Source organism: Granulicella sp. dw_53 (assembly GCF_018449545.1).
Classification (GTDB): Bacteria; Acidobacteriota; Terriglobia; order Terriglobales; family Acidobacteriaceae; genus Edaphobacter.
Genome location: NZ_JAAVUR010000006.1, coordinates 64006 through 87396, shown reverse-complemented (window position 1 = coordinate 87396; position 23391 = coordinate 64006). Strand labels below are relative to the sequence as shown.

General features: G+C 55.9%; 18 protein-coding genes. 10 read left to right on the top strand and 8 right to left on the bottom strand.

The genetic code is table 11. The annotated features are described in order from the left end of the window. Positions 1-3: 3 nt before the first annotated feature. From rsmG to HB393_RS10830, 4 genes are all read left to right on the top strand, one after another. Positions 4-615 carry a 16S rRNA (guanine(527)-N(7))-methyltransferase RsmG gene (gene rsmG / locus HB393_RS10845; RefSeq protein WP_213805193.1) on the top strand — a complete coding sequence of 204 codons (612 nt, stop codon included), beginning with the start codon at positions 4-6 and terminating at the stop codon, positions 613-615. Between the two features lie 181 nt (positions 616-796). Next, positions 797-1762, top strand: a complete 966-nt coding sequence (locus tag HB393_RS10840) for a ParA family protein (RefSeq protein ID WP_213805192.1) — start codon at positions 797-799, stop codon at positions 1760-1762. 59 nt (positions 1763-1821) lie between these two features. Then, on the top strand, positions 1822-2745 hold the full coding sequence (locus tag HB393_RS10835; protein ID WP_213805191.1) for a ParB/RepB/Spo0J family partition protein: 924 nt from the start codon (positions 1822-1824) through the stop codon (positions 2743-2745). A gap of 46 nt (positions 2746-2791) precedes the next feature. Continuing rightward, positions 2792-3508 carry an isoprenylcysteine carboxylmethyltransferase family protein gene (locus HB393_RS10830; protein WP_213805190.1) on the top strand — a complete coding sequence of 239 codons (717 nt, stop codon included), beginning with the start codon at positions 2792-2794 and terminating at the stop codon, positions 3506-3508. Positions 3509-3666: 158 nt separating this feature from the next. Here HB393_RS10830 and HB393_RS10825 read toward each other — a convergent pair whose 3' ends face one another. The 6 genes from HB393_RS10825 to HB393_RS10800 all read right to left on the bottom strand — a co-directional run bounded on the left by HB393_RS10825 (position 3667) and on the right by HB393_RS10800 (position 11045). Continuing rightward, positions 3667-3963, bottom strand: coding sequence for an HU family DNA-binding protein (locus HB393_RS10825; protein ID WP_213805189.1), 297 nt, complete (start codon positions 3961-3963; stop codon positions 3667-3669). A 236-nt stretch (positions 3964-4199) separates the two neighbouring features. Further along, positions 4200-4895: a DUF2461 domain-containing protein gene (locus HB393_RS10820; protein WP_213805188.1), complete on the bottom strand. Its 696-nt coding sequence runs from the start codon at positions 4893-4895 to the stop codon at positions 4200-4202. Positions 4896-5498: 603 nt separating this feature from the next. Then, a complete protein-coding gene (locus tag HB393_RS10815; RefSeq protein WP_213805187.1) occupies positions 5499-6611 on the bottom strand; it encodes a hypothetical protein in 1113 nt (370 codons plus the stop codon). A 1096-nt stretch (positions 6612-7707) separates the two neighbouring features. Then, on the bottom strand, positions 7708-8460 hold the full coding sequence (locus tag HB393_RS10810; protein WP_213805186.1) for an SDR family oxidoreductase: 753 nt from the start codon (positions 8458-8460) through the stop codon (positions 7708-7710). A 204-nt stretch (positions 8461-8664) separates the two neighbouring features. Beyond that, on the bottom strand, positions 8665-10647 hold the full coding sequence (locus tag HB393_RS10805) for a TonB family protein (protein WP_213805185.1): 1983 nt from the start codon (positions 10645-10647) through the stop codon (positions 8665-8667). Continuing rightward, a complete protein-coding gene (locus tag HB393_RS10800) occupies positions 10644-11045 on the bottom strand; it encodes a BlaI/MecI/CopY family transcriptional regulator (RefSeq protein WP_213805184.1) in 402 nt (133 codons plus the stop codon). The genes HB393_RS10805 and HB393_RS10800 overlap by 4 nt, the downstream gene beginning before the upstream one ends. A 279-nt stretch (positions 11046-11324) precedes the next feature. Here HB393_RS10800 and HB393_RS10795 point away from each other — a divergent pair, with 279 nt between their 5' ends. The 4 genes from HB393_RS10795 to mnmE all read left to right on the top strand — a co-directional run bounded on the left by HB393_RS10795 (position 11325) and on the right by mnmE (position 15666). Continuing rightward, complete coding sequence (locus HB393_RS10795; RefSeq protein ID WP_213805183.1) at positions 11325-12131, top strand: hypothetical protein; 807 nt, start codon at positions 11325-11327, stop codon at positions 12129-12131. 123 nt (positions 12132-12254) lie between these two features. Next, on the top strand, positions 12255-13199 hold the full coding sequence (locus tag HB393_RS10790) for an SPFH domain-containing protein (RefSeq protein WP_213805182.1): 945 nt from the start codon (positions 12255-12257) through the stop codon (positions 13197-13199). Between the two features lie 52 nt (positions 13200-13251). Further along, positions 13252-14298, top strand: coding sequence for a purine nucleoside permease (locus tag HB393_RS10785; RefSeq protein ID WP_213805181.1), 1047 nt, complete (start codon positions 13252-13254; stop codon positions 14296-14298). Between the two features lie 15 nt (positions 14299-14313). Next, the gene (gene mnmE / locus HB393_RS10780; protein ID WP_345945147.1) at positions 14314-15666 is read left to right on the top strand and encodes a tRNA uridine-5-carboxymethylaminomethyl(34) synthesis GTPase MnmE; all 1353 of its coding nucleotides are present in this window, start codon (positions 14314-14316) and stop codon (positions 15664-15666) included. Positions 15667-15759: 93 nt separating this feature from the next. Here the strand turns inward: mnmE and HB393_RS10775 are convergent, their stop codons facing one another. Then, the gene (locus tag HB393_RS10775; protein WP_213805180.1) at positions 15760-16659 is read right to left on the bottom strand and encodes a helix-turn-helix transcriptional regulator; all 900 of its coding nucleotides are present in this window, start codon (positions 16657-16659) and stop codon (positions 15760-15762) included. 100 nt (positions 16660-16759) lie between these two features. On the opposite strand from HB393_RS10775, the gene HB393_RS10770 reads away from it, so the two are divergent. Next, positions 16760-17908 carry a DNA cytosine methyltransferase gene (locus HB393_RS10770; protein ID WP_213805179.1) on the top strand — a complete coding sequence of 383 codons (1149 nt, stop codon included), beginning with the start codon at positions 16760-16762 and terminating at the stop codon, positions 17906-17908. Between the two features lie 772 nt (positions 17909-18680). Further along, positions 18681-22034 carry a carboxypeptidase-like regulatory domain-containing protein gene (locus HB393_RS10765; RefSeq protein WP_213805178.1) on the top strand — a complete coding sequence of 1118 codons (3354 nt, stop codon included), beginning with the start codon at positions 18681-18683 and terminating at the stop codon, positions 22032-22034. Between the two features lie 93 nt (positions 22035-22127). Here HB393_RS10765 and HB393_RS10760 read toward each other — a convergent pair whose 3' ends face one another. Then, positions 22128-22631 carry a hypothetical protein gene (locus HB393_RS10760; RefSeq protein ID WP_213805177.1) on the bottom strand — a complete coding sequence of 168 codons (504 nt, stop codon included), beginning with the start codon at positions 22629-22631 and terminating at the stop codon, positions 22128-22130. Positions 22632-23391 lie beyond the last annotated feature (760 nt).

Below are 23391 nucleotides of genomic sequence, written 5' to 3'. Positions count from 1 at the left end.
CGCATGGCTACGCTTTCTGAAGCAACGATTGCGGACCTGCTCGCTCCTTACCTGGGCGATGCGGGGACACCTCTTCTGTACGCCCAACTGTCGGGATACCTTGATCTGCTGCTGAAGTGGAATGCCCGGACGAATCTGACGGCGATCCGCGACCCAGAGGAGATCGTCCAGAGGCACTTCGGGGAGAGTCTCTTCGCTGGGCGACACCTTGGATCTTGTGCCACGCTTTTGGACTTCGGTTCTGGCGCTGGCTTTCCGGGCCTACCGATTCAACTGCTCCGACCCGAGATTGTCGTGACTTTGGCGGAATCTCAGAATAAAAAAGTCAGTTTCCTGCGAGAGATGGTGCGGACGCTTGCTCTAAAGACTGAGGTTTGGGGGGATCGGGTGGAGAGTATGCCTTCGGAGCGCCGGTTCGATGTTGTTTGTCTGCGGGCTGTAGACAACATGGAGGTTGCCTTACCGGCAGCTACGGCAAGGGTGGCTGCCGGAGGTGAACGGGCGCTTCTTACTACGGAATTTCTGGCTCCTGAGGGCGGAAGAATCTTAAAATTGCCTCGATCGGCATCCGGGGTACTTCATCTGCAGATGTTCCACGTGGAACAGTCGATTTAAGCCGACAAGATGCTCCATGTGGAACATTTGCAAAAAGATTTCCACACGGAACGATAGCTAAGTGTCTAGTTCACGGTGCAATTAGCGCATTCCACAAATATTCCACAGGGTGGATGGCTTCTCCACAAGGCACGGCCCATTGCCTCCTTTCTCGACTCCAAATACCCTTGGTCCTATTGCAATGATCACCATTCACCCTACAAATAAGCCGATCCAACCGTCGCAGCCTCTCAAGGGCTCGCCTGCCGAGATATCTGAGAAACCTGCGGTTGCTTCGGTCGTTCCTGCCAAGGTCATTGCCGTGGTGAATCAAAAGGGTGGAGTAGGAAAGACGACCACGGCGATCAATCTTGCCGCGGCGCTCGCCCTGGAGGGCCTCGCTACGTTGCTGATCGACTGCGATCCCCAGGCCAACACCACCGGGGGCCTGGGCTTTGCGAGGGACGAGAACCGCATCTCCATCTACGATGTCCTGCTCGGGCATAATCCGGCCTCCGAGGCTACCGTTGCCACCGAGGTGCCGTTGCTTTCGCTGATTCCGGGAAGCAAGAACCTTATCGGGGCGAACCTGGAGCTGGTCAGCCAGGAGCGCCGGGAGTTTCGGCTTCGCGATGCTTTGGTGCCTATAAGGTCGAACTATCCTTTTATCCTGCTGGACTGCCCACCAGCGCTCGACCTGCTTACACTCAACTCGCTGGTGGCTGCGGATGGGTTGCTGGTTCCGATGCAGGCGGAGTACTTCGCGCTGGAAGGGATCTCGGAGCTGATGTCTACGCTCGACCGGGTCGCCCAGGCTTTCAATCCGGGTTTGGCGCTCGAAGGGGTTCTTTTGACCATGTACGACGATCGAACGAATCTTTCGCAGCAGGTCACTGAGAATCTGCGGGGCTTCTTCGCCGATAAGCTACTCAAGACGACCATTCCGCGCAATATCCGCCTGGCGGAGGCGCCTAGCCACGGTAAGCCGGTTGCGATCTACGATCCTCGCTCTCGAGGGGCTGAATCTTACCGGGAGCTGGCTCTCGAGCTTTTAGGGCGAAACAAGATTGAAAGTCCGGAGCAGAAGAAACGCCAGGCCGCGGAGGCAGAGGCGGCGAAGAGCGCTCCTGAGAAGAAGAAGGTCCGCTTCTGGCCTTACACGAAGTAAAGGGTCCCGTCCCTACATTTGCACCATACCCACATTCAGATCGCAGAAAGTACATCCCTATGGCCCAGCCTTCGCAATCCAATCACGATCCCAAACGTCGCGCTCTAGGCAAGGGCCTGGAGTCGCTTCTTCCTCAACGTCCGGCTCCTCCTGCGCCAGCCCCGGCGACTCCTCCGCCGGATACTTCGGGGAAGCCGCTTGAGATTCCGCTCGACCAGATCGTGCGCAATCCTTTCCAGACACGGTCGCACTTCGATGAGGCGCAGCTGCAGGAGTTGGCGCAGTCGATCGCTGCGTCGGGAGTCGTGCAACCGATCGTCGTAAAACGGCTGGGCGAGAACAGCTTTCAGCTCATCACCGGCGAGCGGCGCTGGCTGGCTTCACGCAAGGCGGGGAAAGAGACGATTCCGGCGATCGTTCGGCAAGTGTCTGATGAGCAGGCACTTGAGATGACCATCGTAGAGAATCTTCAACGTGCGGATCTCAATCCGATGGAGCAAGCGCGGGCCTATCAACGTCTGAGCCAGGAGTTCAAGATGACTCAGGAGCAGATGGCGACGCGGACCGGGAAAGAGCGCGCTTCGGTGTCTAACTTCCTTCGTTTGTTGCGTTTACCGGAGGGCGTGCAGTTGCGGGTGGAGGCGGGTGAGTTGTCGTTTGGGCACGCGCGCACGCTGCTGGCACTGGACAATGCCGAGGCTATTACTGCGGCGGCGCAGAAGGTGTTGGCTCTGTCCTTCTCGGTTCGGCAGACGGAGAGCTATGTTCAGGGGCTGCTGAATCCGGAGAAGAAGGCGGCGAAGGCGGATAAGTCCACGCTCGACGAGCAGGATCCTAACGTCAAGGAGGCTCAGAACCGTCTGCAGCGGACTTTGGGGCTCAAGGTTCGTATCGAGGATAAGAAGGGCAAAGGCCGAGTGATTATCGAGTACTCCGGATTGGAAGATTTCGATCACATTCTTAGCACGCTGGGCGAAGACTAGAGCTGTCGCAGCAATACTCGAAAGGATCTTCGCGCTTCGCGCTGCCATGAAAGCTACGGCTCTTGAGTTTCGATTTCGCTTTCTGATTCATGTGATCGTGTATGTGATTGCATTTTTTTCGCCGTGGAACTATGTGTTTCATCTCGATACGATCCGTACCTGGCAGTTGCTGGCGGCGACGGTGGCGCGGCAGGGGTGGTTGAGCTTCAGCACGGCTACGATTGCGGTGCTGGTGCTGGGTATTGTCTTTGCGTTTGCGGCGGCGGGGCTGCGGACGTGGGGAACTGCTTTTCTCGGTACGGCGGTGGTGCAGGACCGGGGCTTGCGGGCGGACGAGGTGATGGCGGCGGGACCTTACCGGTTTGTGCGGAATCCGCTGTACCTGGGGACGATATTGCATACGCTGGCGCTGGCGTTGCTGATGCCGCCGAGTGGCGCGGTGTTTTGCATCGTGGTGGTTTGGATTCTGGAGCTTCGGCTGATAGGGGCTGAAGAGGCGTTTCTTACAGCGAGGCAGGGAGAGAGCTATCTTGCCTATCAGCGGGCGGTTCCGAGGCTGCTTCCTGCGCTTGCGGCGCGGGTTCCTGCTTCGGCGGTGCAGCCGCGGTGGAGCTTTGCTTTGCTTGGCGAGCTGTACTTCTGGGGTGTTGCTGTTTCGTTCGCGGTTGCGGGATGGCGGTACAACGCTCAGTTGATCTTGCAGGGCGTCATTATCTCGCTAGGGGTCTACCTGATCTCGCTCGCTTTCAATCCCAAGAAGTAAACCCGCTGCGCTCCGGCTTTGCCAGGGCACAACGGGCTATTTTTCTGTTCTCGCGTGCGGCGTTAGGGCCTTGTGCGCGAGGATCTGTTAGTACCGGGAGGGCTACTGCCGGCGAGACGAGGTTGCGGCGGAAGCCGCGCGATCGCCTGTGGTGAAGACTACTTCTTTACAGGAGCGATGGTGTCCTTCGCTACCTTGGCAACGCGGAACTTGACCACGGTCTTGGCCTTGATCTTGATGGTCTCGCCTGTCTGAGGATTGCGACCGAGACGAGCCTTGCGCTCTGCCTTGACGAGCTTGCCGATTCCGGGGATGGTGAACTCGCCGTTCTTCTTGGTCTCTTTGACTGCTGTCTCAGCGAGCAGTTCGAGGAAAGCCGCGGTCTGCTTGTTGGTGAGCTCGAGCTTCTCGGCCAGTACACGGACGAGCGCTGTCTTTGTCATTCCCTTTGCCATTATGTTTCTCCTTCGTTCTTCTCAAGATGTATGCGGATTCGTTCTTCACACCGCGAGTAATTTCCAGTTGCGAAATCCCCAATGTTCATGCGGGTGTGGAGACCCTACCGCAATTTACCTTCAACCTTTCCGAAGGCTTTGTCAACGTCAATTCAAGGCTTTCCACCGTTTTTTTGCGGTTTTCTTCGGGTTTGTCCGGTTTTTGGTTCATTTTCACGGAAATGTAGTGGCAATCCTTAGAAAAGCGGCTGTTTTGGCTTGCCGAGAAGAGGCCGGTTGAGCAGCGCGACGACTGGGGCGGCGAGGCGGAAACGAGCCACGATCTCCTTTACCAGGGCTGGTGAGGTGGCGGTTTCGACGGGCAGGGTGGCTGCGATTCCCCATTGGCGGCAAAGGAGCAGGTCCATGGCGGGATCGTCGGGGTTGAAGCCTTTGGGAGGGCGAGTGAGGCGGAGGCCTTCGAACTCCTGAAGCTTGGCGCGGAGTTTCTTGCCAGCGAGGAGTGCGCGCAGCTCCTGGTGGTGATCGACGAGGTAGCGGCGGATGGCGAGGAGCTGTTCGCGCTCCGGCATGTAGACGCCTGCGGCGATGGTGACGTCGGTGGTGCTGAGGCTGAAGTAGAAGCCGCCGCCGGAGGTCTTCTCCAGGCCGGCGCGGGCCCACCAGGCGGAGACGCGGGACTTGTAGGGGCTCTTGTCGGCGCTGAAGCGGACGTCGCGGTAGATGCGCATCATGCACTTCTGGGGCGGGTGGACGTTTTCGGGGGCGAAGTCGAGCATGGCCTGGTTGATGGCGTCGATGACGCTGAGCATAGGGGCCTTGAGTTCGGCCTCGTAGATGGGCTTGCGGGGCTCGAACCATTCGCGGTCGTTGTTGCGCTTGAGGCCGCGGAGGAACTTGAGCGATTTGTCGGAGAAGTGCGGTGTGGCCATAGCATCCTAACTCTGGTTTGAGGGGGTTACCCCCCCCTGGGGGTATTTGGGCGCAAGCCGTTTCTTATGTTCGGCTTACGGGTGATAGTCCCTCGTATGTGGCTGATTTCATGCGAGTTGTGTCCAAATTCTTCAGCCAGCTTGAGTTACGGTCTTCCTTCGTTTTTTAAATAGAAAGCCCCGGCCTTTCGGCGGGGCTTTTTGTCTCTAGTTCTATTTTATGGGATTGGGCGAAACTAACGTGCCACTTTTATTTCTTTTGTTTTGATGGGCTTGGGTGGTTTTGGGGGTTGACATGTGATTTTGCTGAGGTTTTTGGGAGAACAAAAGCAAAGGCAACAACAACGGCGATAGATCTGTCGTTTCGGCTTCGCCTTCACTCGGGCCTTCGGCAGAGCGGTTACGCCTTCGGCGTGGCTTTGGCACGCGTTTACGTGTGCCCTTCTGACTCCGGGAATAGTAGTAGAGTTTGCGATGGAAGCGAGAGGCTGTTGCGTAGGTAGTGGGTCAAAGTTGGTGAATTTCTGCTGCGGAAGAATAACCAATTACAATCCAGCCGGTTTAGACGCGATGCATTCGATATCGCCATCGGCCAACGAGATTTTAAACGGGTACCTGGATTGGTTTGGCGCCTCCAGTTTTACCCGTGAAAATCCCATCTGCTTTCAAACATTCTTCGCCTGAGATCCAGATACCTGCGGCCCTGAATGGATCATTTACGCGTATTGAATTTATATCGACCCCACCCCGCTTTAAGAGGAAGAGCGTGCGGACTAATTCGGCGGAGCGTGATTTGTAGTGGCCAGTCTTATTGGTGAGGCCAATCACTTTTCCTTTATTGACCGCGATCTCGCCTGCTGCCTGAACTGGCGCCGCTGACAAAAAGCTTGAGTGGTGAAATTGACCCGTACGGTGGGAGCCTCCGTAGAAGGTATTGTCCATCCCAATGACGAAAATTGCCCAACCGGGTCCGGCTGTACCCGTCCCCATATTTCCGGTGTGAAAGAGGTCGCCTGAGGCGTTTCTGAATACACCTTGTTCCAAGGTAATTACATAATCGTTGCGTTCCGTCTCGTTGCAGTATTTGACGCGCTGGGGTTGGCGTAAACGTGTGATCAAAAATGAGGGGACATGGCCGCCGGTGTTGAAGTAGACCTTAAAAGGGTCTTCTTCGCTTTGCGGTATTAAAACCTGCTCCATCCATGTTTCGAACTTTAATCCTGTCTGCGCCTCTCTGTACTGATTGAAGGCAGGTTCAAAAGGGAAGGCAGATACGTGCGAAGGGGTTGCTCTTTCGATGAGGAAGGCGGGATCCACGCTCCTTCCAACCCGTCGGCTGTTCATTTCCAGGTTTGATCTTTCTTTGAGGATTTGCCAGTTTTCACGCGGTTGTCTTATCACTCGATCTGCGAATACGGCTTCAATCACGTTCCCTATTCGCCGATGTACGGCGTTCAGCAACTCCAGGATGTGCGGACGTGATGCTCGACGCCGGCTAAGGTTTGCCATCACCCAAGCGATGCATTCTTTCCTTAGAGCACGGAGTGGAGCTAGTGCCGCTTGGGTGGATTGATCTCGATACGGTTGAACATTCTGAAGAAGACGCAAGATATTTGTGATGTTTGCATCGTGTTTCTTGATTACACCGGAGATGCCCGTTCGACCAATGAGAACCTTAAAATCGTGGCTTGTGGGGATATCGTTGATCGCAGGCACGGGGGTGTCTCCTAATCTGGTTGTTCGTCCGTTGCTCGAATCTGAAAGATTGACCATCGGACCAATTCCCATGAAGCGTGCATAATACGGTCGTCTCTCTAAAAGAGATTCATTGGGATGAAACCCGGAGGCAGCGTCTTTTATTCCCCAAGCGGACTACAGGTATTCGAAGACACAAATGTACCGAAGCTGTTCACAGCTTATGGTCTCTCTGACCGGTCGGTACGATTAGGCTGGGATCAAGGCGCGGGTTGGTTATCCACCTAACTGGTCGGCTTGATTGAGTCTGATGGGGAAAGATCTTTTCCCGGTAGCGGGTGCCGCTATACTGCGTGTGTGAAGAGAGTCCTTCAAGGGTTGTCGGGAGTTTTGCTGATAGCGGTGGCTTTGAGCCTTTTGCTCTTGCTGCTTGCTCCTCATGGCGTTCACCATGAGGGCGCTGTCTTGTTCTACTTCGCCCTTGTACCTGTCTTTCTTTTTGGGTTGGTGGTTCTGCGTGAGATTGCTGCGTTCTGGTTCTCTGCTGGCTATCTGCCTCTCAATCCATCTATCAGTCGCCCCATGCTCTTCCAGCTTCCTCCACCTTCTAAAAGCTAGCTGCTGTCTCTGATCTAACGATCCTGAAGGCTACGGCTTTCGAGGGATCGTTGTGTTGTCAGGCTCTAGCCGATGTTTTGAGGCGAGGCGTGGTCTGTATCTTTTGGTGCAGCTGTATCTGTTTTGTTTTTTTGTAGCGTGTGTCTTCGTCTTTCAACGTCGTCGATGGCGACGGAGGAGACGCGGTGGAGATAGAGATCCTGGTTTCTGTCCGAGTTCGACGTCGTTGGGGAATGCGCTCCATCAGCTTCAAAGTATTGTGGAGCCGCCTGCGAAACATGTGATTACCGAGATGTTGGAAGAAGATGTCGATGGTCAGGATGCGGGCGATCAGAAGGATCCGAGAAAGCACTTACTGAGACAGGCTGCGCGGATCAGGAAGGGTGAACCGCTGGAGCAGCTTACTGCGATCGTGAGCAGGAGGCGATGAGGCCTGGATATGCGGGCTCTGCATACTAATCGGCTTCCATCGCTTCTTTGCGCGGTTCTCTTTGTGCGTCTAGATTCGGCTGGCGGGGCCGCTGAAGGGGGCGCTGGTGGCTCCGCCGTCTACGATGACCTCGGTGCCTTGCATGTAGGAGGCGTCGCTGGATGCGAGGAAGAGGACTGCCTGTGCGATCTCTGAGGCGTCCGCCCAGCGGGCGAGGGGGATGCGGCCGGTGATTCGATCTGCTACTTCGCCGGCGAGTTCTGGCGTGATCGGGAGGATGGCTCCAGAGACGACGGTGTTGACGCGGATTGCGCGGGGCGAGAGTTCTCCGACGAGGGTGCGGGCGATTGCCCTGATGCCTGCCTTGCCCGCTGCGAATGCGGAGTAGCCTGGGTGGCCTAGCGTGGCTACCGACGATCCGTGGAGGATGATCGAGGCCTGATCGCGCAGGAGTGGAAGGGCCGACTGCACGATGAAGAAGACGCTGGTGAGGTTGATGTTGAGGACCTGTTCGAAGAGCTCTTCGGTGGTCTCTCCGAGGGCTGTCTTTTGGCCGCTGCTGGTGTTGGCGAAGACGATGTCGAGCTTGCCTAGGTGCTCGGCGACGGCTTTGAAGAGTTCCTTGCGTTCGCTGGACCTTGTTATGTCTGATTGCAGGGCGAGTGCATTGGGGCCAAGTTGTTGGGCGGCTGCGTCGAGTGTCAGCCGGTCTTTTCCGGTGATGATGACCTTTGCGCCCTCGTCGATAAAGAGCCGAGCGGTTGCCAGACCGACGCCGCGGTCGCCTCCTGTGATCAATGCGTTCTTGTTCTGCAGCTTCATTTATCTTCTCCGATACGGTGTCGAGCTAAAGCATGATGCTTATCATGTTTGCTGTGTAGTAGACACCTGCGTGGAGAGGTTTATTCCCTATGGCTTTATGTCTGTTTCTCTATCTCTATTTTTTTTAATTTTGCGTAGGGCCAACAACTGATGGCCCTACGCAGAGACCGTTGCTATGTCTTGGAGCTGGATTTGTTTTTCTTTTTAGAAGACTTTCAAATTAACCTCGATGTTCAGTTGAACCAGGACCGGTTTATCGTCCTGCATGGCCGGCTTGAACTTGTATTGCTTTACTGCTTCGATGGCCTTCTCGTCGAGGCCCTTGTCGATTCCGCGAAGCACATGCACATGGCTGGGCTTGCCTTGTTCGTCGACCCATAGGTTGAGCAGTACGGGGCCGCTTATCTTTTCCTGCTTGGCGGACTCTGTGTACTCGGGTATTGGCGCGTAGAGGATCGTTGGAGCGGAGACGCCGTTGCCGATCCTTCTAGGAACTGTGCTGGTGTTTTGTGCAGGATCTGTTGAGGCCGTTGGTTGCGTGTCTCTAGCTGGGCTGCTGTAGGCCACTTTGCGAATGATGGGCCTATGTGTCATTTGAGTCTGAACTGTTAGTGGTTCGTTTGGACTGGATGCGTTGGAGAGGCTTTTTCCCGAGGCTGTCTGAGACTGCAATTGGTAGTTGCCGCAGTTGCAGAGATCGACGAACCTTACTTCGATGTTCTGGCCGACGCCGATGAGTGAGCGGTAGTGCCAGGCCTCGGCGGGCTTGCCGGAGAACTCGGGTGCGCCGGCGGGGTAGGCGTCGATGGTGTCGGGTGTTCCGTAGACGATGTAGATTCGGCCGCGATCGGTCTTCCATCCGTCGACCGTGGTTGCAAAGTGCTGGTTCGCGTAGGCGATGCGGCGGTAGTGCTCTTCCCGGTAGGAGAGCTTGGAGTCGCCGAGTGTGGGGTCGCGGCGCAGCCAGAACTGCTCGATGAAGTGATCGCGCTCTGCGTTGCTGGTGAGCTGGATGAAGGCGGCGCGCTCGGCGGGGGAGATGATCCAGAGGACGTCTTCGTCGAGCCATGCGAGATACTGGCCGGTGGGAGTGTGCCCATTGGTTGTGGGTATCTCCTGTAGCTGTGGGCCGGGTTGTGCGCGGGCTACCGTGCCGATGCCAAGGCCTACGACGAGAACTGTGGCGCTGAGGAGTACGAGGGCTGTGGGTTGAGAGACTGCGGGAGTTTGTTTCGATCCGAGGATGCGTCTGATTCTCATTGCGAGTATTCCTCCATTTGCTCCTAGTGCGACTGCGGGTGAGGGTGAACGCTGCTCTTCGAGGAAGGACAGCGCCTTGGCGTAGGTGAGGGCGTCGCCGCCGATGCGCACGGCGAGGTCGTCGCAGCAGTGTTCGCGCTCTTTGCGAATCTGCTTCGAGACCCACCAGACGGCGGGGTGATAGAAGAGCAGGGCTTCTACGATGAATTGCAGGATGCCTACGAGGTAGTCGTGGCGGCGGATGTGGGCGAGCTCGTGAGCGAGGATGGCTTCGACCTGAATGGTGGATAGGCCTGCGAGGCAGCTAAGAGGCAGAAGGACGATGGGACGCAGCCAGCCAATGACGGTAGGGACTTGTACGAGTGTGGAGTGCATCAGAATGACGGAGCGGGTGACTTCGAGGCGGCGGGCGAGTTGATGGAAGGTGCGATGCAGTTCGAGGGAGGGTGTTTGTGTTGCGGCGGACTTCATTCGATTGGCGACGATCAATCCGATGCTCAGGCGCGCTAGGAGGAGGACCACGCCGGCGAACCAGATGGGGAGTAGCCTGGGCATGGATTGATCGAGGACTCGGGCGATGTGGTTGAGTAAGGGTTCTGAGGGACCGGAGCCGTCGTGAAGGTTGGTGAGAGGGCTGTTCGGGACGAGGGTGATTCTTGTTGCGTAAGGCGTGTTGTGCGAGGTGATGAGGTGCGCGAAGGTTAGCAGGGGAAGTGCAGTCATGAGGGCCAAAGCACAGCAGGCGGCTACGTAGCGCGTTTGAGGTGAGCGATTGCTTAGTAGAGTGAGAAGGCACCACAGTATGGTCGCGACGAGCGCTCCCTGCCAGCAGAAGTGAAGTAGCGTCCAGCCTAGGGCGTGGACGAGTTCCTGTGCGGAGAGGGGCGTGTGGGTTATCAGGCTTGTCGGGCTTATGAGGTTTATCATCGGGAGCCTTTCTCGAAGTCGTCGAGTATCTTCCGGATCTCGGCTAACTCTGTGGAGGAGACTTTTTGAGAGGAGAGCGCGCCGAGGACGAGGTTCTTGGTGGAGCCGTCGAAGGCTCGTTGAAGGAGGTTCTTCGCTAGCTGTTGCTGGGTCTGTTCTTTGGGGAGGCGGGCTTCATAGACGTGCGAGCGGAAGCGTTCGCTGCGCGCCAGCAGACCTTTCTCCGCCATGACCTGCATCTGCTTCAGCACGGTGGTGTAGCCGGTTTGTTTGCCGCTCAAGGCAGTATGCACCTCGCGAACGGTGGCGGGTCCGGTAGTCCAGAGGATATTGAGGACCTCGAGTTCGGCCTCGGTGGGAAGGGGGAGAGTGGGCTTCGGTTGTTCGCGTTTCTTCATGTGAAGAACAATAGTACGACTTGCGTCGTATGTTAACGATGATTGTCGTATTTCGGATAGGCCGCGCTGTGCTGCTGGTGTGTGGCTGGCTTAACGCATTCCATGGTGCAGGAGACGGAATACTTTCCTGGCTAAGGTGTTTAGTAAGGTGTTTAGTTCAGCGGAGTAGGTTGGCTTGGCGGTCTGCGGGTTTTGATGCGGGGTGCTGAGTTACCTGCTGTGAGAAGTTGTCGTGCGGAATGGTTGAGAGATACAGCCGCGCTACGGGCGGGAGATACGATGGCCGAGACTGAGATGGAAACTCCGGGGCTCTCTTTTGAGGGTCAAGCTTCAGAGGGTGTCGCTGAAAAGTTGTTGGATAAATCTTCGCCAGAGGATCGGTCTTCCGGCAATCTCAAGTGGAGCAGCCCGGCGGTGATTGGATTGTTTGCCGCGGCGTTGGGGCTCTTCGGCAACTTTACGGTGGCCTGGTATAACGATCGCAATACGCGCGAGCTGAATCGGGCCAAGATGCAGTCGGACCTGATTCAGCAGGCGGTGAATACGCATAGCTTGCAGCAGTCCTGCAGGAACTTACTGTTCTTTATCGATACGGCTCTGCTGGTCGACAGGAAGGGGAAGATTACGCAGGAGTGTCTATATCCGCTGCCGCAGACGGAGATTCCGTTTTCGGCGGCCGCGGCGAGTGCTGCAGCTGCGCCTGCGGTTAGTGTGGCGAGCGCTGCTTCGGGGGTGGCGGTTGCACAGAGTGTGACTGCTTCGACCGATATGGGGATCAAGGTGTCCAAGGCGCCCTCGGCGGATGGAGTGAGGTTTCAAGTCTCCTTCACGGTTCCGAGTGAACCGAACAGTGCGGTCTTCAATACGGTCAAGATCTACTGCACGCAGCTTGCTAACCGGGAGCGCGTTAAGAGCAAGATTTATCCCGAGCTGCAGGGGAACTGGAAGGCGGGGGACCGCGTCTCCTTTACGGTCGATGTGCCGAAGGCGTTGGCGAATACGACGACCGGATGGAACCTGACGTTCTGTGTGGGGACGGATGCTGCTTGTTACCCTAGCCCGAATCTTTTGATGTTCGCGTCTTGATGTCCGTGTGTTAAGGGTAGCTGCGGTTTGACAGAGGTTTTACGGGTGTAAGAGACGGACTCCTTCGGTACCTTGCGGAGTGCAGAGCCATACGGTGATGTATTCTCGGGGCGAGGTCTATCGATGGAACCTGTGAGTACGTTGCTGGTAGTGGTGCTGGTGATCTTCGGCGTTGTGGCGTTGGTGACGGTGCTGAAGACGCTGTTCACGGTGCGGACGGCGAGTGCCGGGGTGGTAGAGCGGTTCGGCAAGTTCAACCGGATTGTGCGGCCCGGTCTGCATGTGCTTGTGCCGTGGGCGGAGCGGGTGTTCATTGTGGATCTGCAGGTAAAGCAGGCGCAGTTCAGCGTGGAGACGAAGACGCGGGATAACGTGTTCGTGCAGATTCCGGTGAGCGTGCAGTACCAGGTTCTGGATGAGAAGATCTACGACGCCTTCTATAAGCTTTCGAGTCCGCAGAAGCAGATTGAGAGTTTCGTGTTCAATTCGATTTTGGGGCATGTGCCGAAGCTGACGCTGGATGAGACGTTCGAACAGCAGTCGGGGATCTCAATTAATGTGAAGACGGAGTTGGACACGATCATGTCGGGATTCGGGTTCAATATTCTGACGGCGCTGGTGACGGACATCATTCCGGATGTGAAGGTGAAGGCGGCGATGAACGACATCAACGCGGCGCAGCGGGCACAGGTGGCGGCGCAGGCTAGAGGGGAGGCGGAGAAGACGCTGAAGGTGAAGCAGGCCGAGGCAGAGGCGGAGAGTAAGGCTCTGCAGGGTAAGGGAATTGCGGCGGAGCGGCAGGCAATTATCGATGGGCTGCGGAGCTCGATCGAGCACTTTCGCGAGGCGGTGCCGGGTGCGACGGCGGAGGATGTGATGGCGCTGGTGCTGCTGACGCAGTACTTCGATACTTTGAAGGATATTGGAACGAAGTCAGGCACGAATACTTTGTTTCTGCCGAGCAATCCTGGGGCTGCGGGAGATTTTCTTACGCAGATACTGGCGGGATTGCGGGGTGGGGCGGGTCATGCGGGAGTTCCAATAGCGGCGGTGCCGCCGCGAGGGTGATGTATCTTCGAGGTACTTTGTAAATTTTCGGGATTCGTTGGAGATGAGTGTAATGGGGAAGTTGCTGAAGTGTTTTGTGGTGATGTTTGTTGGGGCTCTGGGTTGTTTGTCGGGTGGGGCGCAGGGTGCGGCTGGGCCGTTGAAGATCAAGGTGGTGGTCGTCACTACGTTTGAGCAGGGTGAGGATACGGGAGATGCGCCGGGGGAGTTTCAATATTGGGTAGAGCGGGAGAAGCTGACGGAGAAGTTGGATTTTCCTGGTGGCGTACGGGCGCTGCGGATGAATGCGGCACACGATGTGCTGGGTATTGTGACGGGAATGACGCTGGCGAATGCGGGGCCTTCGATTATGGCGCTGGGGTTGGATCCGCGGTTTGACCTGAGCCATGCGTACTGGCTGGTGGATGGGATTGCGGGTGTCGATCCGGCGGATGGGACGATTGGCACGGCGGCGTGGGCGAGCTATGTGGTGAACGATGTGAGCCGGCAGGTGGATTCGACGGAGAAGCCGGCGGGATGGCCGTATGGCTTGTTCGTGATTGGAGCGAAGGGGCCGAACGAGATTCCGGCGAAGCCAATGACGGACAATAGCTATCCGCTGAATGCGGGGTTGGCTGGCTGGGCGTATGGTCTGACGAAGGATTTGAAGCTGCCTGATAATGCCGCGATGAAAGCAGACAGGGAGCAGTGGGTGGGTTTTCCGAATGCTATGAAGGCTCCGGTGGTGATTCGAGGGGATAGTTTTACCGCGGATACGTATTGGCATGGGAAGGTGATGACGCAGTATGCGAACGACTGGGTGACGTTGTGGACGAAGGGGAAGGGCAACTTCACGATGTCGAATATGGAGGACTCGGGGATTGCGGAGGCGTTGAAGCGGCTGCAGAGGATGCACCGTGTGGACTATCAGCGGTTGATGGTGGTGCGGGTGGGGTCGAACTACAGCATGCAGGCTCCGGGGATGACGGCGGTGGAGAGTGTGACTGCGCCGTATGTTCAATCGACGGCGTTTGAGACGGAGTGGGTGGTGGGGAATGTGGTGGTGCGGGAGCTGGTCACGCATTGGGACCGGTATGAAGGTAGTGTTCCGGGACGGTAGTAGTAGGCTGGATTAATGGCCGAGATGTTGTTGGATGAGGACACGATTGTAGCGGTCTCTACGCCGCCAGGGCGGGGTGGGATTGGGATTGTGCGGCTGTCGGGTGCATTGGCTCGGGGGATTGCGGAGGTGTTGGTCACGCTGACGCGGCCAATGGTTGCGGGGCGGGCGCGGTTCGGCAGGCTGGTGGATCGAGTGAGTGGGCAGGTGTTGGATGAGGCGGTGGTGACTTACTTTGCCGCGCCGCACTCCTATACGACTGAGGATGTGGTGGAGATTGCGGTGCATGGCTCACCGGCGCTGCTGGAGTATGTGGTGCGGGAGTGCTGCGCGGGTGGCGCACGGCTGGCGGAGCCGGGGGAGTTTACGCAGCGGGCGTTTTTGCGGGGACGGCTGGACCTGACGCAGGCGGAGGCGGTGGATGACCTAATCCAATCGCAGACGCTGGAGCAGGCGCGGGTGGCGGCGCAGCAGTTGGGTGGTGCGTTGTCGCGGGTGGTGGGGCCGGTGAAGGAGAGGCTGGTGGGACTGATTGCCGGGCTAGAGGCGGGGATCGACTTTGCGGAGGATGACATCGATGTGATGCCCGCAGATGAAATTGTGGCGCGGGTGGATGAGGTGGTTGCGCCGCTGGAGGATCTGGCGCGGAGTTTTTCGTACGGGCGTGTGGTGCGGGAGGGGTTCTCGCTGGCGATTGTGGGACGACCGAATGCGGGGAAGTCGTCGCTGTTTAACCGGCTGGTGGAGCGGGAGCGCGCGATTGTAACGGCGAGGCCGGGGACGACGCGGGACCTGGTGACGGAGAGGATTTCGCTGGAGGGGATTCCGGTGGAGCTGATCGATACGGCTGGGTTGCGGGTGGCGGTGGAGGAGGCGGAGGCGCTGGGGATTGCGAAGTCGCGTGAGGCGATGGCGGATGCGGATGTAGTGCTGGTGGTGGTGGATGCGAGCGAGGGGATTGGGAGCGAGGAAGAGAGTTTGATCGAGGGGCTTGGTGAGCGGGCGCATCTTGTGGTTTGGAATAAGAGCGATCTGGCTCCGATGTCTGCGGGGCTAGAGGGTGTTGCCACCTCGGCGTTGACGGGTGAGGGGATTGCAGAGTTACGGCAGGCCATTTTGGGAGTGGTGACGGGTGGCGCGATAGCTAGTTCGCAGGGGATGATTACGAATCTGCGACAACAGCAGGCAGTGGTGGCGGCGATCGCTGCGTTGATGCGGGCGCGAGGGGCAGTGGCGGGGGATGTTCCGCATGAGATGGCGCTGCTGGATCTTTATGAGGGATTGCAGGCGCTGGACTCGTTGACGGGGGCTACGAGCAGCGACGATATTCTGCATTTGATCTTTAGTAAGTTCTGCATCGGAAAGTAAGAGCGGTTCCTCGCTTTGCCGAGAAAATCTAAATCATCGTATCTATGATGGGGAGAGTTGCCGGGGGAGGAGAGCGGAGACTAGCGAAACAGACTAATTTAATCCCGGATAGCTTCCTCGTCTTGCATCGTACGGACAAAATGACGGATCAAAATAGACCAGAGGCATTGCATTGAACACAGTGGTTTTTATAACCGCCGTTTTCCCTGAGTCGCCTTCAGTGTTGCTTATATCGAAGTCCCCAATATTGATCAAGCCGACCTTCACCTCCCAAATCCATACGGTATTGCCTCGGGTCTTTCTTGCGTAGGTACCGGCTCTATCGCCCAGAACATAGCGGATGGTAATGTAAGTCCCCGCTTTCGGTAGGTGACCCTTGGGCTTGTTTGTTTCTAAAGCCATCTTCAACTCAAGGTTTTTGGCAGGATCACGTAGTGGTAGGAGATCTGGATAATGATGCGGTTTGTTTCGTGCATACAGGCCTTCAGAAGTTTCCGCAATCGCTCCACCCACCATATTGCCGACCATAGAAGATAGGTTCGCGAGTTCTACTAGCCCCCCAATTGGAGGAGATCCGTTTGCGACTAGCTCTGAGTCGATGGTATCCAGCATGGTGTAACAGCCATGAATTGCTTTCAAGAGCATCGCGCCCGAAAGACCTGTATGCAGCTCCAGGAGTTCGAGATTCCGAAGACATTCGGGCTTTTCAATCCGAACGAAAAGGTCTCTAAAAGCTTCTTCTTCCCGGAGCTTCCCGGTTTGTATCAGCTCTGCTTTTAGAAGTAAGTCCGAGAGATCCAAGTCGAACGATTTGGCGATTTGCACGGCGACGCTCAGCGTGGGTTGACGCTCCATTCGTTCGATCAGGCCAAGATGTGTTCTATGGATACCAGCTCGATCTGCAACTTCCTCGAGAGTCAATCCCTGCTTAACCCTGAGAGTCCGCAACAAACGCAATAGTACATCAACAATTGGGTGTCTGGGCTCGTCCATTTGAGATCTGTGACTAATGCTAGAAGAAAGAGCACACCGAAAGATACGAGACTATAGTCTCCACCGGCGGTGCTAAAATTCGCTTAGCTTAGGAGATGGTATGTATAACGTTCTTGATCTTTTTTGCGGGACCGGAGGGTTTTCTTATGGCTTTGAATCAGCGGCACTTGGATTCAAAACATGTTTAGGTGTCGATGTACTCCCCGTTGCTGGAAAGACGTTTCAGGCCAACCATCCCGATGCTCTTATGCTGACGGGCGATATACGCAGATTGAGGCGAATTGAAGTTTCGGAGAAGCTGAAGCTTAAGAAGGGGCAAATAGATGTGATTTTGGGTGGCCCTCCATGCCAAGGATTTTCTTCAATTCGGCCCTTCAGATCTTCTATCGAAGATGATCCGAGAAACAGCCTCTTTGAAGAATACGCTTCGTTCGTCAATTACTTCAGACCGACCGTCTTTGTTCTTGAAAACGTCGTGGGCTTGGCGACACATCGATCCGGTAACACCGTAGAGAGCATGGAAGCTTGTTTTCGCTCTCTAGGATATGAGACGGAGTGGCGCATCTTGAATGCAGCGCACTATGGTGTTCCGCAGAAGCGAGAGCGCTTGATAATGATCGGCGCGCAAAAGGGAATAAAAATCAGGTTTCCTAACCCTACGCACTCATCTTGCGGGGCAACGATCGGGCACAAGGATCGATCTCGTCTACACTCCCCTATGCAACCGAATCTGTTTAATGCCAAAGCTGCCGCACTAGAGAAGGCGGTCTCTGTGCTAGAGGCCATTTCGGATCTGCCTGCCATAGCGGCGGGAGAATCAGCTGTGGGATACCGCGATGTCCAAAACGGCTATCAACTTAGTCGACGGGGCAGATCGGCTCAGGTCAGTCTTCATTCCGCGACGGCTCACACACCCAAGATGTTAGAAATAATCCGTCATTCTGGGAAGAACATCAGCTCGATTCCGTCCCATCTAATTTCGAGTGGTTTTAGCTCCTGCTATTCGCGTCTTGATGGAGATGAACCAGCCGTGACGATTACAGTGAATTTCGTCCATCCTGCTTCCAATCGCTGCATTCATCCGATTCAAGATCGAGCTCTGACACCTCGTGAAGGAGCGAGATTACAGTCTTTCGATGACACTTTCTTTTTTTCGGGGAATCGTACACAGGTAGTAAAGCAGATAGGCAATGCTGTACCGCCACTGCTCGGTCGGGCGATTGCAGAATCTGTCGCAACGATGCTCTGAGCTGCATCTGCCTAGGGGGAATTTCTTTTGTGCCTTCAGGATTCTCAGGCAATTCATTAGAAATGCACTTCCAGTCCGGGTGGGAGAAGGCAAGGTAGGGCGATTCCTCGCTTCGCCGAGGGATCCAAGGAAGAGGGGGATGTTTGCCCAGGACAGCGGCATCCAGAAGCTTACGGCGGCAGTCTCTAAGTGTTGATCGACTACAACATCCATGCCGCTTGTAAGTCTTGCGATGCTTCTAAGTGTGGCTGTTGTTGGCAGCTCGCTCGATCGTTTTCTCGATCAGGGCTCTATAGGCTTCTGACTACTTTCCGACAAGATACTCGAACTGGAAGTCATGGCGAAGAGGATTCGCGAATGGCTCGCGGTAATTTTCGATTGCTTTCCCTGGCTTTCATGCAGATCGCACGGGGCTCGAAATAAACGAGCTTAAGATTGATTTCGCAGAGGTTGTCGAGGGCTTATGGGCAGCTTTGGGATATTTGCGACCTAAACCTGGTTTTGGGTGGGCGAGTCTTTATTCATCGTGCAGCAATGACATATTGGTGGCGCTTCTGACGCGACCTGTGTGACTTTGAGATATTTCCCTTGGTCTAGACCGCCTCAATACAGGGTGGAATTTATTTTGTTGACAGTGTGAGTGCCCAACCCTATATAGTTTCGCCCGCGTAGTAAAGAAGCGCAAAGCAGAACTGAATCGTGCCGACCTTCAAGAGAGCACGTTCACGGGCGCTGTATACCGAAGAACTATTTGAATTTCAGGGGGTCGTAAATGAAGCGGGTACTTATCATTGCACTTGTCTTATTCGTATCGTCCGTAGGTCTGGCTTTTGGCCAGGCTGTGGACAGTCAGCAGATTTCTGGCGTGGTCACCGATCCATCGGGTGCTGCGGTCCCCCAAGCGGAGGTGACCGCGACCAATGAGGCGACTCGCGTCACTCGCACGGTGCACTCCAACGACGATGGCAACTATACCGTCTTGAACCTGCCGGTCGGTGTGTACACGGTCACGACGGTGATGCAGGGTTTCAAGAAATCGATCCTCAGCGGCGTGAACGTCGATGTGGGCGGTAAGCCTGCTGTTCCGGTGCAGCTTGAGGTCGGGCAGGTGACCGAGTCGATCGCGGTGAAAGCCGATACAGTGCTGATTCAGACGACGACAGCGGAGATCGGCGGCGTGATCACAAGCACAGAGGCCACGCAGATCCAGTTGAACGGCCGCAATTATGTTCAGCTGTTGACGCTGCAGCCTGGCGTCTCGCAGACGGTGGCTAGTGGTTTCGCCATCTTCGGCACGTACGGCGTCAATGGCAACTCGCAGTCGGTCAACGGTATTCGTACCGATTCGGCGAACTACTTCATCGATGGCGTCGACAACAAGGACAACGGCGGCGGCGGCAACAACTTCGTCAACATCTCGCCGGACTCGTTGCAGCAGTTTCGTAACGTTGCCTCCAGCTACGATGCCAGCTACGGCGGTACTTCGGGCGCGACTGTCTCGGTCGCGATCAAGAGCGGCGGTCACGACTTCCATGGCAGCGCGTACGAGTACATCCGTAACGATGCCGTTCAGGCTTATCCTTTCCGTGCGATCAGCTCTTTGAGCCAGGCTCCGATCAAAGCGCCGCTGCGGTACAACGACTTCGGGTACACCATCGGTGGTCCCATCTGGATTCCGGGTCTACTGAATCGGAACCGGGACAAGCTGTTCTTCTTTGCGGCCCAGGAGTACAAGCGTCTGCGTACGTCCACGGTTACAACCGTACCGGTCCCCACGCCGACGGCGATTGCGGCTGCGATCAATCCCGTTGACCCCTCCAGAAACTTAATCATTGGGCCGTCGACTGCAACAGGCCGTGCTTTGGCCGCGACGGTGCTGACGGACCCGAGTGGCAACTACCGCTACCTGAGCCTGGGGAACAACAACCAGTCGGAGTACCTGGTCAAGGTCGATTACAACCTGAACGAGAAGAACCAAATCAGCGGACACTTCGTTCACGACAACGTGCTGAACGTCGGCAATCCAACCAACTATGTCATCTATGACCGAACGATTCCGGGCCTTACATCCTCTCTGTCCTGGACACACACCTTCAACTCCAAGACAGTGAATGTTGCGACGGGATCCTACTCTGGAAACATTATTAATGAGGGTGGGAACATTCGGCCAAACTCCCAGTTCGCCAACAAGCCGATCAACCGTTCCGACTACGGCCTGACCTACGCCACTCTGTATAACGCTTCGCCCACCATTCCGCAGATCACGGTTACGGGGTATAGTATTCCGGGCGTGACTCCCCGGCAGTTCGATAACTCGCAGCGTATCTATGCGCTGAAGGATGACTTCTCCCGCATCCTGGGGAATCACTCTGTCAAGGCAGGTGCATATTTTTGGCGCGCCCGCAAGAACCAGACGGCGCCGCCGCAGCTGAATGGTGCGTTTACGTTCTCAGGGACAGCTCCCATTATAAATGGCGTTCCTACAACGATATCGGCACTCGAAAATCTGGTTCGCGGTAACTTCGCCAACTACACCGAAGGCAGCAACATTCCGCAAGTACAAGCCCGCTTCGTGCAGTTCGAGACGTATCTGCAGGATGACTGGACCGTGAGCCGCCGGCTGACCTTGAACCTGGGCCTTCGCTGGCAGTACATGCCTCCTATCTCCAGTTGGCCGAATAACACCGCCTTCTTCGACCCGAACTTCTACGATGCGACAAAGGCTGCGACCATCAACCCTACGACTGGCCTGATCACTGCTGCTCCGGCTCCATTCAACGGCCTTGTACTGCCGGGAACCGGCTTTTCCGATAAGGCGAAGCAAGTGGTTGCGCCGAGCGTGTACAACAATCCCCAGGTGCAGGCGCTGTTCCACGGCCTGCCCGGTGGCATCGTGAATACCGTTTACAACACCTTTGCTCCGCGCGTTGGATTTGCTTATGACCTGACCGGGAAGCAGCAGACTGTTGTACATGGCGGTTATGGCATGTCGTACGAGCGTGTCGAAGGCAACTACATCTACGGCGCGGTTTCTCAGTTGCCGTTCACCGCTGTGGCTTCGCTCGCCAGTGCCGGCAATGCGGATAACCTGGGCGCCATCGGCGTCAACAGCTCTGCGCCGACCAACATCTCCAACTCGGCGGATCACAATCTTGCACCGCCGCGGATTCACAACTACAGCGTTGGCGTACAGCATAAGCTGTTCGACAACACCTCGGTCGAGGTGAACTATGTGGGGTCACGTTCCACGAATCTCACCTATCGCAAGGATCTCAACCAGGGACCCGCGGGCATCGAGAATGCAAATCCTACTGTGGCCCGAAATGCTCTGCGCCCCTTCAAGGGCTACGGCGAGATCTACCAGTACACCAACGGTGCACACTCCAACTACAACTCGCTGCAGGCACGCTTGCAGACGCGCTTCAGCAAGGGCGGCCTCGTCACTCTGTCGTATACCTGGTCCAAGGCGTTGACCGATGGCTCTACCTTCGATTTCCAGCCGCAGGACAGCAACAACATCCATGGCGACTACGGTCCGGCGAACTACAACCAGCCGAAGATCTTCGTCGCCAGCTATGTCTATCCCATTCCGTTCTGGCAGCATGAGCACGAGTGGTATAAACAGGTCCTGGGTGGTTGGCAGCTCTCGGGAATTACCCGCATCGCGAACGGTCTGCCAATCAATGTGGTTCAACCCTCCGGCCTGTCGGTCGCTGGAAACCTGGTAACTACTTCCAACGTCGCGCAGCAACGTCCGAATCTGATTGGCAATCCATACGCTCATAACGGCAAGCAATATTTGAACGCTTCCGCCTTCGCAGCGCCGGCTCCAGGGACCTATGGCAACCTGGGTTACGACGCCATCAAGGGACCGCTGTTCAACAACTGGGATGCAGCGCTGCAGAAGAACATTGCGATTCATGAACAGATTGGACTGGAGTTCCGGGCCGAGATGTTCAACGTTCCAAACCATCTGTCGTTCTTCTCGGTCGGCTCTTCGAACGTCGCTACGCTGGGCGCTCCTCTTCCAGACGGAAGCTACCCGCCTTTAGGGAACAATTTCGGTCAGGTGACCACCACAACCGATCCTCGCACCATGGAGTTCGTGTTGCGGCTCCACTTCTAACCGATCGGGCGGACCTGATTCCATGGGTCCGCCCAATCGCTGTAGTTATCGCTTGAAGCCAGCTGCTACGTTCTGGTGGTACGAACGCGCTAGTTATCCGAGAGCCGGGTTTGGCAGATAGAGAAGAGGAACGCTGTGTCGACGAGCGCATGCCATAGCAGCCGTTTCGACTAACTTAAAATTGCCTTGGGATCCTTCATAGAAACCAGGTAGAGTGCCATTCATCCGCGTTTGTATGAAGGTTCCCAGCAATTGCAGCGGACCCGTCCTGCCACCAAAAGGCATCACCATATTCGGAATGCCGCAGACAATGATCTCGTTATACTCTGTCAACGCGTCGCCGACAAAGTTTTGCAATGCGGCCTGTGTCCCTTGGCGATTGATGATTTGAGTAGGCGTCAGCAATCCCCCGATGCGGAGGTTCTTGTCAATAATATGGTCGGACAAGGAGACGCCTGGTGCTTTTATGCTTCTATCTGTTCCAGCGTAGTTGTCGAACCATTGATCGGATGGCGACGTGGTGATGATATTTGTGGCGGGAACGCCGAGTATTAAACCATGATTGGAGAAGCTTGCTGGCTTGGTGTTGCTCAGCAAGCACATGCTAATGCACAACCATCTTGAGAGCGTGGGTATTGGTGCGTCCAGAACCTCCGACTGGTGGCGTACACCGTGGACTATAAATCTATAGAGCGGCGCTCCACCAGTTGTCCAGTCTCTAGGTCTCAGGTATGGGTTTAGTGTTGTCGGGTCAGTGAGATTATTGGGCGCCCAAGAGCTTCGATTTGTGTCAACGATGGCAGGAAACAGATGTTTAAACCCTTGTACCAGGAAGGGCACATCTACGTCTTTATATCTGTCGTACAGCCGGTTCCGTAAGGAAAGGGGGTGCTGTTTCATCAGGAATGAAGCGAGTAACACGGCCCTTAAGGCCATCCTCTGATTCTTATTGGACGCAGTGTGTACATTGTAATCACCCAAGGCCAACGCTCTTTCCAAGGCGTCTCTATCCTGGCGCAGGGCCAAGGCGTCGGTCAGAAGAACACCGTATTTCGGCCCTAGCGGAGATCCGATGAACCAAGGCTCTCTCAAACTGTCGATAACTGATTTGATGTGTGGCTTACGCATCCAGACTTACCTCAAATAAAGATGCAGATTGGTAGCTTCGCTTCTACCTAGTGGAGTGGTAAATAAATCGCTACAGCCGCGCCGACTTCCACATGCAGGTAGAAATCCAATCCTTCTTCGTAGACTTAACTCGCGAGAACAACTACTAGCGAGCGATTGAATAACAATGGGCAAGCGTTTTGATTCCACGACATCTTAAGCCAACAAGGTTTTTCGCCTCGAAGATTGA

Bases quoted from the DNA above. Each gene is read 5' to 3' on its own strand.
- HB393_RS10805 (WP_213805185.1), bottom strand. From the start codon at position 10,647: ATGATAAACCTCATAAGCCCGACAAGCCTGATAACCCACACGCCCCTC.
- HB393_RS10770 (WP_213805179.1), top strand. From the start codon at position 16,760: ATGTATAACGTTCTTGATCTTTTTTGCGGGACCGGAGGGTTTTCTTAT.
- HB393_RS10825 (WP_213805189.1), bottom strand. From the start codon at position 3,963: ATGGCAAAGGGAATGACAAAGACAGCGCTCGTCCGTGTACTGGCCGAG.
- HB393_RS10795 (WP_213805183.1), top strand. From the start codon at position 11,325: ATGGCCGAGACTGAGATGGAAACTCCGGGGCTCTCTTTTGAGGGTCAA.
- rsmG (WP_213805193.1), top strand. From the start codon at position 4: ATGGCTACGCTTTCTGAAGCAACGATTGCGGACCTGCTCGCTCCTTAC.
- HB393_RS10830 (WP_213805190.1), top strand. From the start codon at position 2,792: ATGAAAGCTACGGCTCTTGAGTTTCGATTTCGCTTTCTGATTCATGTG.
- HB393_RS10790 (WP_213805182.1), top strand. From the start codon at position 12,255: ATGGAACCTGTGAGTACGTTGCTGGTAGTGGTGCTGGTGATCTTCGGC.
- HB393_RS10785 (WP_213805181.1), top strand. From the start codon at position 13,252: ATGGGGAAGTTGCTGAAGTGTTTTGTGGTGATGTTTGTTGGGGCTCTG.
- HB393_RS10820 (WP_213805188.1), bottom strand. From the start codon at position 4,895: ATGGCCACACCGCACTTCTCCGACAAATCGCTCAAGTTCCTCCGCGGC.
- HB393_RS10800 (WP_213805184.1), bottom strand. From the start codon at position 11,045: ATGAAGAAACGCGAACAACCGAAGCCCACTCTCCCCCTTCCCACCGAG.
- HB393_RS10835 (WP_213805191.1), top strand. From the start codon at position 1,822: ATGGCCCAGCCTTCGCAATCCAATCACGATCCCAAACGTCGCGCTCTA.
- mnmE (WP_345945147.1), top strand. From the start codon at position 14,314: ATGGCCGAGATGTTGTTGGATGAGGACACGATTGTAGCGGTCTCTACG.
- HB393_RS10840 (WP_213805192.1), top strand. From the start codon at position 797: ATGATCACCATTCACCCTACAAATAAGCCGATCCAACCGTCGCAGCCT.
- HB393_RS10810 (WP_213805186.1), bottom strand. From the start codon at position 8,460: ATGAAGCTGCAGAACAAGAACGCATTGATCACAGGAGGCGACCGCGGC.
- HB393_RS10765 (WP_213805178.1), top strand. From the start codon at position 18,681: ATGAAGCGGGTACTTATCATTGCACTTGTCTTATTCGTATCGTCCGTA.
- HB393_RS10775 (WP_213805180.1), bottom strand. From the start codon at position 16,659: ATGGACGAGCCCAGACACCCAATTGTTGATGTACTATTGCGTTTGTTG.